13 protein-coding genes and 1 tRNA gene are annotated in these 18,211 nt (G+C 35.5%); 5 read left to right on the top strand and 9 right to left on the bottom strand.

Going from position 1 to position 18,211, the window contains the following annotated elements:
- Positions 1-544 precede the first annotated feature (544 nt).
- Complete coding sequence (gene eco, locus AB1278_RS08615) at positions 545-1,033, bottom strand: serine protease inhibitor ecotin (protein ID WP_110010523.1); 489 nt, start codon at positions 1,031-1,033, stop codon at positions 545-547.
- A 145-nt stretch (positions 1,034-1,178) separates the two neighbouring features.
- Positions 1,179-7,103, bottom strand: coding sequence for an alpha-2-macroglobulin family protein (locus AB1278_RS08610; protein WP_429813731.1), 5,925 nt, complete (start codon positions 7,101-7,103; stop codon positions 1,179-1,181).
- A gap of 18 nt (positions 7,104-7,121) precedes the next feature.
- Between AB1278_RS08610 and AB1278_RS08605 the strand changes: the two genes are divergently transcribed.
- From AB1278_RS08605 to AB1278_RS08590, 4 genes are all read left to right on the top strand, one after another.
- On the top strand, positions 7,122-7,877 hold the full coding sequence (locus tag AB1278_RS08605) for a hypothetical protein (RefSeq protein ID WP_202839367.1): 756 nt from the start codon (positions 7,122-7,124) through the stop codon (positions 7,875-7,877).
- 3 nt (positions 7,878-7,880) lie between these two features.
- The gene (gene recF, locus AB1278_RS08600; protein ID WP_110010520.1) at positions 7,881-8,960 is read left to right on the top strand and encodes a DNA replication/repair protein RecF; all 1,080 of its coding nucleotides are present in this window, start codon (positions 7,881-7,883) and stop codon (positions 8,958-8,960) included.
- A gap of 122 nt (positions 8,961-9,082) precedes the next feature.
- Positions 9,083-9,376 (top strand): hypothetical protein, encoded by a 294-nt coding sequence (locus tag AB1278_RS08595; RefSeq protein ID WP_202839365.1) that lies wholly within the window; start codon positions 9,083-9,085, stop codon positions 9,374-9,376.
- Positions 9,377-9,447: 71 nt separating this feature from the next.
- On the top strand, positions 9,448-9,615 hold the full coding sequence (locus tag AB1278_RS08590) for a hypothetical protein (RefSeq protein ID WP_157885754.1): 168 nt from the start codon (positions 9,448-9,450) through the stop codon (positions 9,613-9,615).
- Between the two features lie 50 nt (positions 9,616-9,665).
- Here AB1278_RS08590 and AB1278_RS08585 read toward each other — a convergent pair whose 3' ends face one another.
- The 3 genes from AB1278_RS08585 to AB1278_RS08575 are packed head-to-tail and all read right to left on the bottom strand — an operon-like array spanning position 9,666 to position 13,444.
- Positions 9,666-11,696 (bottom strand): recombinase, encoded by a 2,031-nt coding sequence (locus AB1278_RS08585; protein WP_202839364.1) that lies wholly within the window; start codon positions 11,694-11,696, stop codon positions 9,666-9,668.
- A 13-nt stretch (positions 11,697-11,709) separates the two neighbouring features.
- Positions 11,710-12,354: a monofunctional biosynthetic peptidoglycan transglycosylase gene (mtgA, locus tag AB1278_RS08580; RefSeq protein ID WP_110010517.1), complete on the bottom strand. Its 645-nt coding sequence runs from the start codon at positions 12,352-12,354 to the stop codon at positions 11,710-11,712.
- Positions 12,355-12,397: 43 nt separating this feature from the next.
- Entirely contained in the window at positions 12,398-13,444 is a 1,047-nt protein-coding gene (locus AB1278_RS08575) for an ABC transporter substrate-binding protein (protein WP_343639030.1), read from the bottom strand.
- A 59-nt stretch (positions 13,445-13,503) separates the two neighbouring features.
- Between AB1278_RS08575 and AB1278_RS08570 the strand changes: the two genes are divergently transcribed.
- A tRNA-Arg gene (locus tag AB1278_RS08570) sits at positions 13,504-13,577 on the top strand.
- Positions 13,578-14,395: 818 nt separating this feature from the next.
- Here the strand turns inward: AB1278_RS08570 and AB1278_RS08565 are convergent.
- The 4 genes from AB1278_RS08565 to AB1278_RS08550 all read right to left on the bottom strand — a co-directional run bounded on the left by AB1278_RS08565 (position 14,396) and on the right by AB1278_RS08550 (position 17,752).
- Complete coding sequence (locus AB1278_RS08565) at positions 14,396-15,082, bottom strand: hypothetical protein (protein WP_202839363.1); 687 nt, start codon at positions 15,080-15,082, stop codon at positions 14,396-14,398.
- Positions 15,083-15,432: 350 nt separating this feature from the next.
- Entirely contained in the window at positions 15,433-16,245 is an 813-nt protein-coding gene (locus tag AB1278_RS08560) for a hypothetical protein (protein WP_343639032.1), read from the bottom strand.
- A gap of 5 nt (positions 16,246-16,250) precedes the next feature.
- On the bottom strand, positions 16,251-17,015 hold the full coding sequence (locus AB1278_RS08555; RefSeq protein ID WP_202839361.1) for a hypothetical protein: 765 nt from the start codon (positions 17,013-17,015) through the stop codon (positions 16,251-16,253).
- Positions 17,016-17,026: 11 nt separating this feature from the next.
- Positions 17,027-17,752, bottom strand: coding sequence for a hypothetical protein (locus tag AB1278_RS08550; RefSeq protein ID WP_202839360.1), 726 nt, complete (start codon positions 17,750-17,752; stop codon positions 17,027-17,029).
- Positions 17,753-18,211: the final 459 nt, after the last annotated feature.

The following is an 18,211-nucleotide window of genomic DNA, read 5'->3' as shown; positions in this document are numbered from 1 at the left end:
AATCTTTAAAGATAATTCTACAAGATGGTGAATTTAAAGTAAGTTTAAAATATGTTTAAGTTTAAAACCTTATAAAATAAAGTTTTGTCGGAGTCGTTTAAATATTAATTAAATACTAGAAAACCTGAAAAAAATTTTAACTCTACTTTTTCTGTATTATTTTTACGACACTTTTTTCAGGAAACAAAGGAAGAAAAGAACATTTTCTGAAAAAAATCATTCTGAATTTGGAATTTGGATTCCTTCGGAATGACAAACTGGATGGATAGGCTTGTATAATAAATTTCTTAATCTATAAAATCTGTGAAAAACAATATTTAATAGGAACGGGCTTTAGCCCGTTTAATAAAAAACAAAACTTCAATTGGCTTCAGCCGAAACCAAAAGTACAACGCAGTCTTCGCAAAAGCATTGTTGATAGCTTTGAATTCGTTCGCAAGGGCGTTTCACTTAGCAAAGACATGACGAATTATTTTACCCTGAAAAAAACGAAAACTCCCCACATCGCTGTGAGGAGTTTTCTATATAATTATAATAAGCTGATTTATTTTTGAACTGCTTTTTTCATGGCAGCATCAGGACGTAAAATTCTGTAACGGACTTCAATGTCTTTCGGTACATAGAATACCAATGGAAGTTTACTGTTGTATCTTACAATTTCAGGCTTTAGGGTAACAAACTTTTTAGTCAGTTTTTTATCCAGACAAGCCATCAGCGTTCCCGCTGTTTCTCCTTTGGATTCTACTTCATAATAGTTGTATCCCCATCCCTGAAGATCCTGGGTTTTCATTTCTCCCATTAAGAAATAATTGTTACAGTCTAACATTTTTTCAGCACCTACAAAAAGCTCAACTTTTAAATCGTTTTCGTTTTTTGCTACAGGAAGCTGAATATATACTTGTTTATAACCTTCTTTTGCTTTCGGGAACATTTCAATCTGTAGTTTTTCAAACTTTTCTGCTTTCTTTTGTGCAAAAGCATTTACTCCGGCCATCAATACCAATCCTGTAATTAAAGTTTTAGAGAATTTCATCTTTTAATAATTTTTTTAATTGATATTACCTTAATTCCAAAAACCATTCCAAATTAAACAATTGTTTGATTTTTCGATTTTATTCTATTTTGCTTGAAATTATAAACAAAAAACTGCAGTAACAATTACTGCAGTTTTTTATAATTTAGTCTGAAATCGCCACATTAGTTCCTTTTGTATGGGCATTCATCTGTGGTGCGTAATAATTCTGCATGGTGGTAATTCCGTTGGAGAACCTACCAGATGCATTGGCAACGACGTCATATTCAAATACATATTTTCCTTTCGGCATATACTGAATATAGAAATTGGTAGAAGCATCTTTGGTTGACTGATAGTAGCCCACATTATTTTTCCATTGATATCCGGATAATACATCTGCAGGTTCGAACCCTGCTGCACGCATATCTTTAATATGAATAAATTCCATGGCTCTGTCTGTATTCAGAATCATCCTTACGGTTACTTTATCTCCTACTTTCAGTGGGGTTTCTGTTGAAATTTTCTGAAGCTCTTCTCCGTTTACCGTTTTCACTTTTTTATACAGTTCTTTCGTTACAGAAATATAATTTTCAGAAGATTTGATTTTATCGAGATCTTCGTAATACTGCCAGAACAATCCTCCCTGAACAATTCCGGGACCAGGTTTTGTAACCGTTACGGTCGCTAAATTTTTATCTATAGCTTCCGGTTTCACGGTTGATTTTACATAACCAGTTGCCTGTGTCTGAGGAGCCAGTTCTTTTCCTCCCCAAACAATTGTTGCTTTATCACTTTCAGCCCCAGTCCATGATTTTCCTGAATTCAAAATGGTAAAGATCACCTCAGCTGTTCCTCTTGAGCTTCCCCATGAGTTGACTTCTTTTTGGGTTACCAGCCATATCTTGATATCTTCAATAAAAGATTGATCATTAGCTTTCAATTTGTTGAAAGCTTCCAGTGCTCCGGCATGGTTAACTACTTTTGAACCAAACCATCCCCAATCATTCAGGTTTTGTTTCCAGTAGACTCCTTGTGTTTTGGTATCTGTGGAAGTTTCTTTAAAGTAAGTCATTAACTTATCTGACACCTCTTTCAGACCATAATCGTTCATCAATAATGCCGCACGGTGAAGTCCGAAGAATGTAAAATCTGTGATCTTAGCTGTCTTGGCTTTTTGCTTTACCAGCGTTTTCAGGGTAGCTCCTTTTCCTTTTAAAGGATATTGCTGCTCCCAGTAGTTTCTGGTATCAAGATAATCCATCGTCCAGTTGTTCCAGACATTTCCTTTTTTTGCATCAAAATATTTATTCACCTCATTATCTACATACTGGATCAATTTAGCAACAAGTACTTTTTGATCTACATTTTGATAATCCTTCACATTATCTTTTAACCATGAATTAATTTTTCCTAAGTTTTTAAGGATATACAATGACGTTCCGTAAGAACTTGGATAGCCGGGATACCATGAGAAGCCACCATCAGGATTCTGTAGTTTTTTGAAATCATCCCAATCCTGATTGATAGAATTTTTCATCGTATTGACATCAAATAACAACGCTAATTTCTGCATCTGCTCACCCTCATTTTTACTTTCCAGCACCCACGGAGTTTCTTCAAGCAGCAACTGTTTCAACTCCTGATTTTTTTCCAGATTTGATTGTAATAGCCCTTTGTTCTGATATTCTTCAAAAACTGTTTTCATTTTCGGATTGGCTTTGAAAATTTCCGAAGCCAAAACATCTGCAAACCATTTGTTAAAGATTACGTCTGCAGAGTTATTCTGGTCATTTTTCAGACTTGGAAGGGCAAACATGATCTCCCAGATCGGATTGGTTGTCAGTTCCAACGTATTGGAAACATTGGAAGCCGTTGTGGATCTATTATTTTTAAGATTATCTAATACAAATGTTTTGGTTTCGCCTTCTTTCACAAAAACCGGAACAGCATCCGTCACAAGCATTCTGTTAGGCAATACAGCAATGGCTTGCTGTTCTCCGTCAGAATAAGCTCCCGCTTTGGCCACCACTTTGAAAATAACAGAAGAAACATCATCCGGAACCTTTAATTTCCATGTTAACGCACTGCTTCCGTTTTCATTAAGATTGAAGTTTTGTACTCCGGAAGTGACCCCAAACTTCGAAGAAATATTTTCATTGGTAAAGGCATCCAGAATCTGTAATTCGGCAGAACCATTCAATTTTTTATCGGTAAGATTGGATAACTTCGACTGTAGATTCAACTCGTCTCCTTCTCTCAGGAATCTAGGATAGTTTGGCGTTACTGAGAATTCTTTCTGCGTTACCACTTCTTTTTCCAACGTAGCTGCTCTTGCATCTTTGGTGTGGGCAAGGAACATCAGTTTCCACTTGGTCAATGCTTCCGGAGAGGTGAACACGAAGTTGACATTTCCTTCTGAATCGGTTTTCAAATCCGGATAGAAGAATGCAGTTTCATTCAGATTCTGGCGGACAGCTACTTTATCCAAGTCTTTCTCTACATCAACAGAGCCAGGAACGTCTGTATATCTTTTTCTCTCCTCTTCCGTCAATTGTCTTCCTGAATCAAGGAGATCAATCGCACTATCATTCAATACCACAGCTTCTTTTGCCACGGCAGATCTTGCTGTTTTAAATTTGGCACCAGCAATTGGTGATGGGGGTAGTGCAATTCCTTCCTGATTGCTAACTCCTACAATGGTTTCTCTTGAAATTGAATAATAATTTCCATCAAACCAATTAAACTGTGGCATCTGCACATATCTGTCTTCAAAATATCTTAATCTTTTATAATAGCTTTGCTGTTCCAGAAAATTTCTTATTCCATAAGAAGTTACCATTACAAATGGTGTATACAATTTCCTCCAGCTGTAACTGTTCGCTGCAAACTGATCCAGAGACATGTCATACATATTGGCCAATACTTCAGCATTGATCTTTTCCTTGTCATTTCCGGTTACTTTTACCGTCCATTTTTCTTTAACGTTAGGTTCCAGCTTATCTCTGAAAGTAATGGTTTCTATTTTCAAAGGTTTTTCTGTGTCTTTTATTTTTAAAGAAACAGATTGTGTATTCACATCATTAAATGCTACCAGCTGAAACTGAAGGTTAAGATCCGAAACACTTTTATCTTTAGGAATTTCAGCCGTGTATTCTAATATTCCCTTTTTCATCTGATGAACTTCGGAAACGGTTTTTCCGGATCCATCCTGCACAAAAACATTCACCAGTGCATCAGGAATTGCCGAGAACACATAAACTTTAGCTTTTTCACCTCTTGGCAATTCTTCTTTCGGAGCAATCACTGTAAGGAAAGTTTTCTGATTGGGTTTTAAAGCTGTTTTATCCCAGACACTGAAATACTGTGAAGTTTTGATAGTATCTTTTCCTTCAATATTGAAAAGTTCAAGTTGATAATCCCCTGCTTCCAGTTTTCCTAAATCAAGACTGGTTGCTGCCTGAGAATTATCAGCGGAAGGCTGCTGCTGTCTTTCAATCAGTACTTTTTCGGTTTTCCAGTTTTTCATCTCATCGTTTTTATCAAAAAGATCATGTGGAAATTTGCTGATAAATTCTTCTTTTGAATATTTCGGAAGATTCTGAATATCAGATTTGAAATTATCTCTGAAGATCCTGTCCGGAGCAGTCAGCTTCGATAACTTAACCTGATAAGGTTTCTTTAGATTCTGATCGTTATAATTTTTGGTTTCCACCTTTACTTTTACATTTTCGTCTGTAAAAGTATTGCTGATATTTTCTGCCTGAATGTAATGAGAAACAGAAGCCACTTTCAATTGGGTATCAGCCGTCTGTGTTTCTCCATTGATATCTGTAACAGATGCATTCACTGCATAGTTATCAATCTGTATTCCTTCCAGCTTTTCATCTTTTTTAAGTTCCAAACGAATCGTAAACTCTCCTTTTTCATTGGTTTTTGCTTCGCCCAGAATCGAGTTTTCATTATCATCATTCTGCGGATACCAGCTGAAATATCTCCATCGGATATTCTGTTTTTTGATTTCATAGTTTACGGCCGTATTACTCAGCGGAACACCGGAAAACATAACAGCTTTTCCTTTCAGTTCTATTGTCTGGCCATATTTGTATTCCTCTTTAACAGGAGCAAAGGTTACTTCAAATTTTGGTCTTTTGTATTCTTCTACCCTGAAATTTTTATATCCCGTGCTTTCCCCTTCTATTCTCAGATAAAAGTTACCGTTCAGTTTTCCTTTCGGAAGAATGAAACTTCCGTGATAAGAACCGAATTCATTGGTGGTAAATTCCTGGGAAGAAACCTCTTCACTATTGGTGTTCAATAACGTTATTTTTTGTTTCAATCCTGAAAGAACAGCTTCAACTTCCTTATTCATTCTGGTATTCACCACCTTAAAATAAACAGTCTGTCCGGGACGGTAGATTCCTCGGTCAATAAAGATCTGGGCAGTTGAACGGGTTTGTTTGTTAGGATTGTAATCTTCAACAAATCCTCTGTTTCCATACACCTGCATGATCTGGAAATCATTGGTTTTAGGCTGCTGGATCAGGAAAGTTCTGTAATATTCTTTACTGTCTGTGGAAGGAAACTTAAATACTCCGTTGGCATTGGTTGTTCCTTCAATCTTATTTAATGTTGTATTAGAAACAAATTCATAAAACCGAAGACTTTCATTAGCCAAAGGCTTACCATTCTCGCTATTAACCAGTTTCAATTCATCCGAAAGAGGGTTTCTGTCTGTTTTGGACTGATAAATAATTCTGTTTCCGGAAACCAGAAAATATAAATTATGTCTGGAGTCTGTATCTTTCATATCTGCTCCCGCCACCGTAAATTCTGCTACATATATTCCTGATGGAAAAGGTTTTACTTCGAGTGAAGTGGTATGATTCTGATAATCCTTTGGATCCGGAAGCTGGAATGTTTCTTTTCTTACCAGATTCTTTTTCAGATTTCCGAAAGTATTGGAATAAGAATTCTGAACGTATTGAAGGAGTGATGTAAAATCATCCTTTACTTCGTAAATATTCAGGGTAAATTCTGATACATTCTTATACTGCGCAACAAAATGAACCGGCAGATCATTCTGGGTCTGGGATTCATATTTTAAAGTCAGATAAGGATTGACAATCTGGGCTTCTTTACTTTTAATATTCTCCAGGAAAGCAGATTTCGGATAATCACTTTTTGCCTGTGCCGCTAATGCAAGAGCTTCTTTAGGCTTCTTACCCACAAGCTCATCCATGATGTCTCCCATAATAACCACTTTATAATCTCCCTCTACATTGGATTTCAAAAGATTCTGAAGCTGCTGAAGTTTATCCTTGCAATGATTGAAATTACAGTTTTCCGTTATCTTTTCTTTCATGAAATACAACTTTGGATTTCCCGTATTCTGTTCGATCAGTTCATCATACATTGCATTGATTGCTGTACGGTTGGCTGTCAACTCATTTTTGGTAAAAATGTTGTTTTCAGATAGAAACGTTATTTTTTTAACGGCATACCAATCCGCCAATGTCGGAAAATAGGCAAAGTCTCCTGTCTCTGAAAAGATATTCTTATACTTTTCCAACGAGATCTTTCTCATTTCAGGTTTTTCCTGATCAAGCTCCTGAAAATTTTTAGTCAGGTAATTTTTAAAATCAAGTTTACTCCAGGTTTCAATCTGCGAAACATCCTGAGAGTTGATATTGGTTCTTCCGTTTATTTTCCATGAATTCTGTTGATAATAATCCATAAAAAAGCCATTCAGCAGAACTTTGTACACCAGTTTACCTTCTCCGTTTATTTTTCCTTCTGCCTCTTTAAGTTTTTTAAAAAACTGAGAAGCAGCATCATTCTGGTCATCGTCAACAGTTTGGTTTACAATACTGAATTCCGCTTTCAGAGAACGGATCAGCTCGAAGGCATTATTTTCTTTCATGGCTTGTTTTTGTATGTCTAAAATAATGGGAAGATTAGATTTATAAGCTCCTTTTGAACTATTTTCAGCCACTTTTTTCCATTGGGTATCGTAATATTTCTGTGCGGATACCGTTGAAAAGCTCAGCATTACAAGCAAAAGCAGAAAAATCTTGGAAAATCTTTTCATATATATTAATTTTGATAAATGAACATCTTAAAAATACTGAAAAAAACCGTTATAGACAGCCAGCTTTATGTCTCTCTTATGGGAACTCTTTTTGCAGTATTTTTCATGAAAGAGCAAAACACATTCCGTTTCCCTACCTTTGCACTTATTTTCATCACTTATTTCAGTGGTTATCTGTATACTAAATACCAATATACCAGGCACTTTTTAAAAATACTTGTTCTCAATGCAGCAGCAGGAATTGTCTGTGCTTTTTTAATCATTCATAATCACAATGAAATAAGACTGCTTAAATGGTTTATCATTGTCATATTGGGATTGCTTTACAATAGTTTTTTTCTTGATGTTTATATCCGGAAAATTCCCTTACTGAAAGTTTTTTACGTAGGATTAGTATGGGCATTGGTTAATTGCTGGCTTACCCTTCCTGAATTTAGTATTCCTATTTTTCTGATCAGCTTTTTCTTTATCACCGCACTTGTTCTTCCTTTTGATATCCGTGATATGAACAGCGATACCGTAAAAACCTTTCCTATGCTGATTGGGGTACAAAATACCAAGTACATTGCTTATGCACTTGTTTTCATCAGCAGTATCATTTCTGCTTTTTATCTTGATTTGGAATATGCGCTTGCTTTTTTTATGGCCAGTATCACAACTTATATTCTCATCTATTTCTCTGAAAATAAAAGAGATGACGCTTATTATTCTTTCGGGGTGGAAACTTGTTCGGCACTTCCCTTTTTATTTTTACTAATAATGAAGTATTTTTGACGAATGATTATCAAAAAGCTTTCCCTCTATAATTTCAAAAACCACTCTGAGAAAAAATTTGAATTCTCTCCGCAAATCAACTGTTTTGTAGGTAATAACGGCGTTGGGAAAACTAATATTCTGGATGCTTTGCATTATTTATCCGTAGGAAAAAGCTTTTTAGGAAATACGGACCTTAACAATATTAAACAGGAGGAAGACTTTTTTACCATTGACGCGGAAATTCAGAATGACGACAGCGAAGATATCATCAGAATTACCCAGCCTAAGGAAGCTAAAAAGGTCATCAAAAAGAATGATAAAAACTACGACAGGCTTGCTGATCATATCGGTTATCTTCCAAGTGTTATGATCTCGCCTTATGATTCTAATCTTATTTCGGATTCCGGGGAAAGCAGACGAAAGTTTCTGGATGCAATGATCTCTCAGACGGATTCTGAATATCTTTTTGATCTTATTCAGTATCAGAAGACCATTCAGCAGCGAAATGCGTTACTGAAATATTTTGCAAAAAACAGAACCTGGGACAAAGATTCTCTGGAAATCTATGATGATCCGATCACCAGATCCGGAACAAAAATATTTAAGAAAAGAAAAGAATTTGTAGAACAGCTCAATCCAATTGTTCAGAATTTCTATCGTATTATTTCCGGTGGCAAAGAAACGGTATCTGTTATTTACGAATCTCACCTATTGGAGGATTCTTTTGACAATCTTTTAAGGGAAAGCCTTGAGAGAGACCGTATGCTCACGTATACTTCAAAAGGAATCCATAAGGATGATCTTCTTTTTGAAATGGATGATGTGTTAATCAAAAAAATCGGATCTCAGGGACAGCAGAAATCGTTCCTGATCTCTTTAAAACTGGCTCAGATGAGTCTTGTAAAAGAGCTCACCAAAAAGACTCCTATCCTGTTGCTTGATGATATTTTCGATAAGCTTGATGATACCAGAGTTTCGCAATTGATTGAACTTGTCAACAAGGAAAGTTTCGGACAGATTTTCATTACAGATACTCACAGAGAGCGTACGGAAAGTGTTGTGAAGAAAATTAATGAGGAAAGTATCATTTTTGAAGTTTAGTTAAAAAAATATTTAAGCCGATTTATATATATCATAGTATTTTTTATCTTAACTTATCATTCTAAACTCCATCCTGAATCCCGAAACACCAAACCCGAATCACGCAATCCCGAGCCCCAACTATGAAGAAGAAAAAACGTGAATATCAATCCTCCGAACTGGTAAAATCTTTTGCCAGGATTTATGGTTTTGAACATAAACTTGTTGCTTTTGACATCAAGGACTTCCTTGAAGAGTATCTTGATGAAAGTCTTTTCAATGAAATCAGAAGTGTCAATATAGAAAAAGAATGTATTATCATTAAAATTGATTCTCCTTTACTGAAACATGATTTTACGATGCGTAAAAGCTTTTATCTTAAAAAGTTCCAGGACAAATTTGGGGCAGATAAATTTAAAGATTTACAGATTTTATAGTTTTTTTGATATCGTTTTACATTATCATTCAATATTATTGATATATTTATCATACAAAAAAAATTAATCTCATGAAAAAATCAATTGCATCAAAAAAACTGACAAGAAAAACTTTAAAAACAATACAGGGAGGAGGCGTTGGACAGATCTGCTGTGCTGTAAGCTGCGCTAATGAAAACGAATGTGCTTATTGGACAACATTGCCGACAAAATGCCCATTACTTCCTATTTGTCTTTAATAGCTATAACAATAGAAAAATGCTACCCTGGGGTAGCATTTTTTATGATATTAATGTTCTTCTGATTTATTAGAAATGGTACTGCTCATCAAATCGTCTGCTTTCTTGTCCAGACCTGAGCTAAGCGGCAGGAAGAATTTCAGCGGATGTTTCGTAAAGTATCTGAAAATCTCTTTATAGATTTCACTTACCTGCCCAAAGTTCATTTTTCTTGACCTGAAGGCCAAAAACATGGATAAACTAAAACTTACCAGGAAGTTGAAGAATCCGATTAAAAAGACGGTAAAAAAGGATATCCAGAATGTATAGGAATCTACTGAAAAATCTTTTCCGTACAGTCCTAATGCAAAGTTTCCGGCGGCAAAGGTAATGTGTCTGATATCCAGATCCAGCCCGAAAAACATTCCGACAGGTGCAGTTGCTCCAAGGAAAACTCCAAACCAGAAATTGGAAATAATTCCCGGCCAGTTTTTAGCATAATATTTTGAAAGTCCTTTTGCGAATTTCTTTCCGAAAAAGCTTCTGATTGAAAGGTTTTTGGCAATTCTTTCCGGGATCTGATAAAATACCGAGTTGTTCCCGATATTTCCCGAAATAATTCCGGAAATAAAGAGATAGAATCCGGCAATACTTGCGTGCAGGATAGCTTTTGATTTAAAAGGATCGAGGTCTTTTAACAATTTATCAGAACGTTCAACGGCAAGATTTTGTGAGAAAAAGACATCCAGTCCATAAATAATGGCAAGCGCTACCGGAAAAGCAAGCAACACATTCCCTACAAAGGCAATGAACTGACTTCTGAATAATTTAGATACCAAATGGGCAAATTCTGTATTATTTCTTTGGGCATTCCCCTCTTCGGATAATACTTTTGTCATCGTAGCGGCAGTCATGGCCGGCTGTTTTGTAGCAAGGGTAAAACCCATCAGATAGATCATCACGAATCCCATTGCATAGTTCATGGAGTATAGGAAAGCGTGTGAAAAATCACTTCCGGGAATATATCCATACAGCATTTTCAGAACACAGAGCGCTCCTACAATTATTCCACCGCCGCTTGCCTTGTAGAACATGGTCATATACTCTTTCCGGTTAGAAGTTATATAGTGAGTTCCGGCTTCTGCAGTATGGTTGGTAATAAGATGGGAGATCAGCCTTGTACTGTCGTTGATAAGATCTGAAATGTTATTTTTATGGGATTTATAGCTCAGGATATTAAAGATCAGCTGTTTTGATTTGATCTGAACATCTTCTTCGGAATCAATTACCAGTAATTGTACGATCTCATAAATTCTTTCTGTCTGCTGACGGATTTTTAACAGGGATTGATTAATCTTTCCTGAAATACCATATTTAGCGGAATTTTTAAAAGCAATATTCACAAACTCCTGGCATTGTTCTGCGTAGATTTTTATCTGCTTATATCTGCTGTCTTTTGAATGCAGCTGTACTTCCGGATCTTTTACAAGATCATCTGCCAATGTCTCCAGCTCATTCTGTAGAGCCAGAAAGGGATTGTCTAAATTTCTGTATTGAGGTGCCATTCTCACTACTTCCACTTCCATCGCCATTCCGGTTACCCTCCAGGAAAGGATGTTCATAGAGAATATAAGTTCTTTTTTCACATTAGGACGGATAATAAAATCCGATGCTCCCAATAAATGTAAAAATTCATTGATCTCGTTTTCAGGAAGATTATGGAGATATTTCAAATCTTTTTTCGGCCACATACTGACATTATCGATCATGTACCAAACCGTATTTTCGTTTTCAACGGGTGGCAGAACCTTGTTCAGTATTCTTTTTTTAAGCTCAGGTAAAAAGGCATTTTCTGAAAGAATATTCGCTTCTGTAAGGGAAAGGTTGAAAGGTCTTCCTCTAAAAATATTATGAATGTAATATTTAAAGTTCTGAGCAAAATCAGGATTGCTTCTGAAGAAATTAAGCACATCTGTAAAGTCCGCCTCTTTTATGGTCTCCAGAAACTCTGCAAAGGGTTCTAAAGAAAGAGTTTCGTTCTTAAAAGAAAAATATTTTTTAAGAACTGACTCAAAATTTGTGCTGGAATTAAAGAATTTCATTAGTACAAAGATACTATTTCAAACTCACATTCCTCATCTGTCTCATAATCCAATTATGTTTCTTTCTCAGATATGGGGATGGATTTTTAGGATCATACTTCTTTGGATTAGGCAATACAGCAGCAATCCACGCTGCATCTGAGACACTTAAATCTTTGGATGATTTGCCAAAATAATATTGTGCCGCAGCTTCCACTCCAAATACTCCCTGCCCCATTTCTATGGAATTCAGGTATCTTTCAAGGATAATATCTTTTGTCCATACTTTTTCGATGATGAAAGTATACACCGCTTCCAGTCCTTTTCTTACCCAGCTTCTGCCCTGCCAGAGAAATACATTCTTTGCCGTCTGCTGGGAAATGGTGCTTCCACCTCTTATTTTTTTGCCTTTCTCATTATATTTCATCGCCTTTTCAATGGCTGTATAATCGAAACCGTCATGAACAAAAAATTTCTGATCTTCTGAGGCAATTACGGCTTTTTTCACATTGTTTCCCATTTCGTCATAGGAAATGTAATCCCTGTGCAGTTTTCCATATTCAAAAAGTCCTCCAATCTGGGTAAGAGTGATGGGAGGATTAAAAAATCTACCCCAGATGATAAAAACTACATTCAGAACAAGAATGATGAAGATAAGCTGTTTAATTTTTTTCCACATAACTTGATAAAAAGGAAAGGCAAAAATAAGCAAATAGTACGAGTTACTGCAATTCTTTCATATAAGTAAGCTGATAATCCGGTAAAAGTTCCGGATGGAAGATCTTAATATAATCTTTAAGGATCAGATCTGCCCTTATCACACCGCTTTCAAAAAAATCATTGGCTTTCAGTTTTTCTTTTCCGGCAATGGTATATATTTTCCCTTTATTGAATACATCCAGTTTCCCATAGAAAGGATTCATGCCAAGCATTTCTTTTTTCGAAGCATGGCTTCCTGCATTTACCCAGTACTGAACACCACCGGCTTTGGCATATACTTCCTCAAAACTCATTGTCAATGCTTTTTCGTCTTTATTATCCTTCATGATATAATTCGCATGGGCATCTGAAATATAATGAGCCACGGAAGTATTTCCTCCCGGAAGATACCAGACATCTCCATACATCTCATTGGCAAGTACAACAGGTTTTTCTTTTGCTTTTGATGCAAGCTGCTTCAGATCGTTATAGTTTTTCTCCACTTCCTGATATTTGGTTGCTGCTTCTTTTTCTTTTCCTAAAAACTCTCCGAAAATCTTGATGTAAGCCGTTTTTTCCAAAGGTTTCTGTTCCATATATTCATCCAGAAATATTACCTGGATACCGTTATTCTTTAAAAGCTCATAAGTATTATCAAAACTGGCAATATGATTGGTAAAAATAGCATCCGGTTTCATAGAGATGATCTTTTCCACATCATACTTTTGTTCGCTTCCTACATTCTGAATTTTTCCTTCTTTAATCAGATTCTGAATTTTTTCTGAATAAATATACTCCGGACTGGAAACTCCTATGATTACATTTTCCGCTCCAAGCTCCGAAATATATCCGGCCATACTTGCATTCAGCAGGATTATTTTTTTGAATGGAGTTTGATTTTGCTTAAAATTGTAAGTAAAATTACCCGATTTTAGCTCCAGGGTACCATTATGTTCCTTAAATTGGGTGCGGTTTGAGATATTTGTCCAATCTGAGGACGAAATTTTTGATTCTCTTTTACAGGCAATTAGCGAGAAGACCGTAAATAAAAGTAAAATTTTCTGTTTCATGTTTCAAAGAACGGAAAAAAGTGGTATATTTGCAACCGTTAAACAACAAGATAACAAAAGGCCTCGTGGCGCAACTGAATAGCGCATCTGATTACGGCTCAGAAGGTTACAGGTTTGAATCCTGTCGAGGTCACAAGACCGACATTTGAAGATTTCATTCTTTGATGTCGGTTTTTTTTATTCCTAATCCGTTGTTATAGTGGTGTATATACTGAGCAACGATATTCATTTTAGGTGTTTGAAAACTTTTTCCGTCAAATTCTACTTTTTGGGGAAATATCAAACACACTATAGTTCCCATTGTAAATTCTGATTATTAAAGATCAATAATTCAAAAGATAAAAACGAAGTCAAAAAAGATTATGATATTGACTTTACTAATAAGCCGGCAGCCTATTTATCAAAGCAACAAACGATTTTTAATTACTTAACGGAATATTAAAGCAATATTTGCAGATCATATGTTTGAATATTTTATTATAAAAAATAGATTGTCCAAAAGAACAATCTATTCAATATATAGCATTACTGTGTTTGTAGATCAGGTTGCAACTAATTAAAAAAAGCATTTACAAGCTTTATGAAAGAATCCTAATTTCTACAATCCAGTGACACTGAATAATAACTTTAGCCCAGACTATTGTATAGGTAAATGAGTATCCTCCGATGGCCGTAACTAGAGTATTATGTAACTTAGAAACACTACCAAATTAAATGGATTGCCAGCGTTTAAAGAAACCATTCCGGTTACAATAGCTGAATATTGTAATTTCACATGTACAGGAAGTATTTATTTCCACTTATGCATGTACTATGCAGTTTAAAAACAAAACAACAATAGGTAATTTTTTTTCATTCTAGTGTTTTATCTGTAATGTAAATGATATGAAATTAAAATCAATAATATTTATTAGGCTTTATATTTCGTATTTTTTTATTTTTTTACTAAAACTAATTTACTCTTTCTAATGATAAACGTACTACTCTGAAAGAAACAGGAGTACCAGAAGCAGTATAAGTAAATCCTCTCATTTGAATCTGATCCCCAGGTACTAAATCTACTATTACACTCCAGGTATTGGAAACGGTTTCATTTGCATAATTTGTTCCTGCCCCTCCAGGTACTGCGGTCGTGGAACGATTGCCTATCTGAACGCCGTTCTTAGTTGGAAAAGCCATGAAAGAATAAGTGGTGGGAACATTCCCATTTATTAACAGCCCTGCAGTATATGAGATTATATATGTTCCCCCTTGATTAGCAGGAACAGTAAGTGTGGTATTATTTGTTCTCCATGATGAAAGATTACCACTTCCCTGACTTATATCAAAGGTAGTAATAACATTGTCAACAGTCCATGGAACACTATTACCATATACTAATGCACTATATCCTAGTAGTGTACCACCAGAAGCCGGGGTAACAAGGGATTTCCATATAGTGCCATCAAAAAAGTAATATCCTACAGCTGTTACATTGATTGTTTTCGCCGAAGGTGAATTTGTTGCTGCTGTAACATAAACAATAGAACCTGTTTGATTAGTTGAATAAACGTTATCTTTTGCTTTTAACTGATCTCCTGTTAATCTGGGAGGTATAAAACCATCTGTTACGGTTGGACTTGCGGCTTGTCCTTCCACATCTAATGTAGCTTTAGGTATTGGAGTATTAATACCTACTTGAGATTTGTAAAATCCAAGAATCAGGATTGTACAGAATAAGAATAAATTTTTCATGTGTTTAAATAAATTTTACGTGTTTTATCGATGCATAGGCATTATGAAATAACCTCTAAAGAAATTTTTGGCGGTAATATGAAAGTTAAGAACACTATTTTTATCTATATTGAATCCCGTGTTATATAATGGTTCCGTTTACCAGTAAGACTTGACCAAAATAAAAAGCAGGAATCAAAACAGTTTACCAATAATTGTATTTTTTTATTGTGTATTTTTTATTATCCAGCTTTTACACTTTATTAATATTTTTTTTAAAAATTGCCCATATAGCGCAACGTAAGATTAGAAAGCGTACCATTGGGGGTGATTGTAGCAGCATCTGTAAAAGTAGGGTCTTTATAATATCTGTTTATGGAAAATCGGATCCTGTCATTTACATTTAAAGTCACAAACCCGGAAATGGCTGTGTTGCTGTCAAGAACATTTGGCCCGCTGGGAAACCCGTATGCAGTGCGCAGATTAGGTACAGGCTCTGCACCATTTACCAAAATGATTCCCTCATAGGCATCTCTGGCAGGATTATTACCATTTGTAATGCTATGAAGAGAAATTACACCCTGAACATGATAAGTACCTGCTTTTTGCACAACCAGTTCTCCGGCTGTATTGACTGCAAAGTTACCTGTATCATTAGCAATAAGTGTAGTACCGTCAAAACCAAGAGTTCTTACATTGGTTGAAACAGAAGTTAAGGGTCCTTCATCAAATACATTTTTACAGCTTACATAGGTAATGGTTTTGTCCTTGGTCATTTTATTCATAGAAAGAATGGGAATCCATGTATTACTTGTATTATTCCACCAATAAAACCCTCTTTCAATAGCCTCAGTGAGCGGATCTTCAAAGTCAAGGAAAACCAATAATCCATGTGGTTTGGCACTTGTTACATTCAGTGATGTTACCCTTGGTACGATTACTCCTTCGTTACTTAAAGGATTATCTTTATCTCTTGTTTTAACTTCTAATGTGGTTTTAGCAGCATTGGTATTGATCCCAACCTGGGAGCTTAGAAAGCTAAAACAAAAAAAGTTAGCAAGTATAAGTAAAGTTGATATATTTTTCATAATTATTAATCCAAATAAGACAAGGTTAGTGTATAAACAGACTCCGGCCCAACTTCCGTAGTACATGAACTGGTTCTCCGTGTCTGTACTGATATTCTCTGCCCTTTAGTTAATGTTATAATATTTGAAATCGTATGATTGGTACTTCTTTTAGCATTATCTGCTGACGGTAATGGTGATTTAGCTATAAGAACAGGAGAAGCCCCGTTATCTATAAAAATTCCCACTTCTGTTACCGTTGCCCCAGTATCACCTGTATTTTTATATACACCACCGGTAAAGAATACTGAATAATTTCCAGTTTTCCCTACAACTACATCGCCATTCTGTAATGTGTAATTTGCATCCGGAGCTTTCAAACCTGTAAAGGAGGTTTTAAACCAAGCATTAGTATTTGTGTCACTATTGGAAATTACAGGAAATCCATTTCCTGAAGCAATCGTCTTAAATAGATTCTTTCCTAAAATCTTAGTCTGGAATAAATACTGCCATAGTTTTTTGGGATCATCCCAGAAATAGTACCCCTCAAAACCTGCCGTAATTGCGTTATCCAAAAAAACCAGCATTCCATTCTGAATCTGAGCAGGATCCACAGATGAAAATCGACTTACAGTTGGGAATAACATACCTGCAGAGTTTTCCGGAGTATCAGTATTTTTTGCCTGTATATCCAGCAGAGCCTGCGGAGCACTGGTGTTTATACCTATCCCATTCTGAGCAGACAAACATTCTACAGCAAGCATTAAGAAAAATAAAGTTATCTTTTTCATTACATTAAAGATTAATCATTCAGATATGTCATTGTAATACAGTTGGTTCCATAACCTGTGTATGATGTACTTCCCGTCTCAGTAGTTTTTTGTACTGTCACTATTATAACATCATTCTGAGCCAGATTTAAAATTCCACTAAGCGCCACGCTGGTTGCTGTTGTACCTTCATTAGTTATCGAATTGGAAGTTGTCAAAACTGTTAATCCGTTCTTTTTTATTCTATAAGTATAAATTGCTCTATTCTCATTAACTGTACCGACGTTTTTTTTTAATGCTGAATTAAAACTGACCAGATAGGTTCCGCTTTTTCCTACAGTAATCTGATTACCTGAAACAGAAAAACCTGTGGTATTATATGCCTTTAATGTATTAAATAATACATTATTCTCTGTATTTCCGGAAGCAGAATAACCAACTCCTGTTACTGCATAAATACTATCATCATACAGCCGGTTATAACTACTAAGAAAGGAAACCCAGCTTATGCCATCCCAATAATAAAAACCATCCGGAAGTGTAGCGTTCTGAAATAAAAAAATAGTATGCCCCTTCGACTGAGCAATAGGAAATGATTTTACTCTGGGAATCAAGATCCCATCCATCCCCGTAGGAGCCGAAATACTTGTCGGCTCCATATGAAGGCTTGCAATGGGAGAAGTTGTTCTAATCCCCACTTGAGCTAGGTGGAACATTGGAACTAATATAGCTCCATACATAATAAATTTTTTTTGCATGTGTATGTTTTTAGAATTGTGTTTTACCTTTAATTATACCTTACTAAGAAGGATATAATTATAATTTTTCATCTTAAACTGTATTCGTAACCGTGCAAATAATTACAGTGTTACTTAATGCAAATCACATGAAATTACTTTATATATGCAAAAAAAGCCAGGTACCAACGAAGTACTTAACATTACAAAACACTGATAATCAAACACAAAACCTTTTATTCTAATTTTCCCGAACCATAGAGTTGAATCATCCCCATCAGGAACTTTAATCCTCTTTCTTAAATTATTTTTTTGTTCCTGATGATCTGTATTGCTCTAAATATATGCTTGCTATATATTTCGTTGTAAGGCTTGAAAAATATATGCACAGAAGATAAGTTAAGAAACTTTAAGATTGGCATGTAGTTCCAGGGTCTTTTTCCGAAAGTCAGGGAACTGTTCCTAACAAAGCACCCAAAA

It is taken from the genome of Chryseobacterium sp. NRRL B-14798, assembly GCF_050470705.1.
GTDB classification, from domain to species: Bacteria; Bacteroidota; Bacteroidia; order Flavobacteriales; family Weeksellaceae; genus Chryseobacterium; species Chryseobacterium cupriresistens.
Note: the sequence above shows the minus strand (reverse complement) of the source record. Positions and strands in the feature narration are given on the sequence as shown.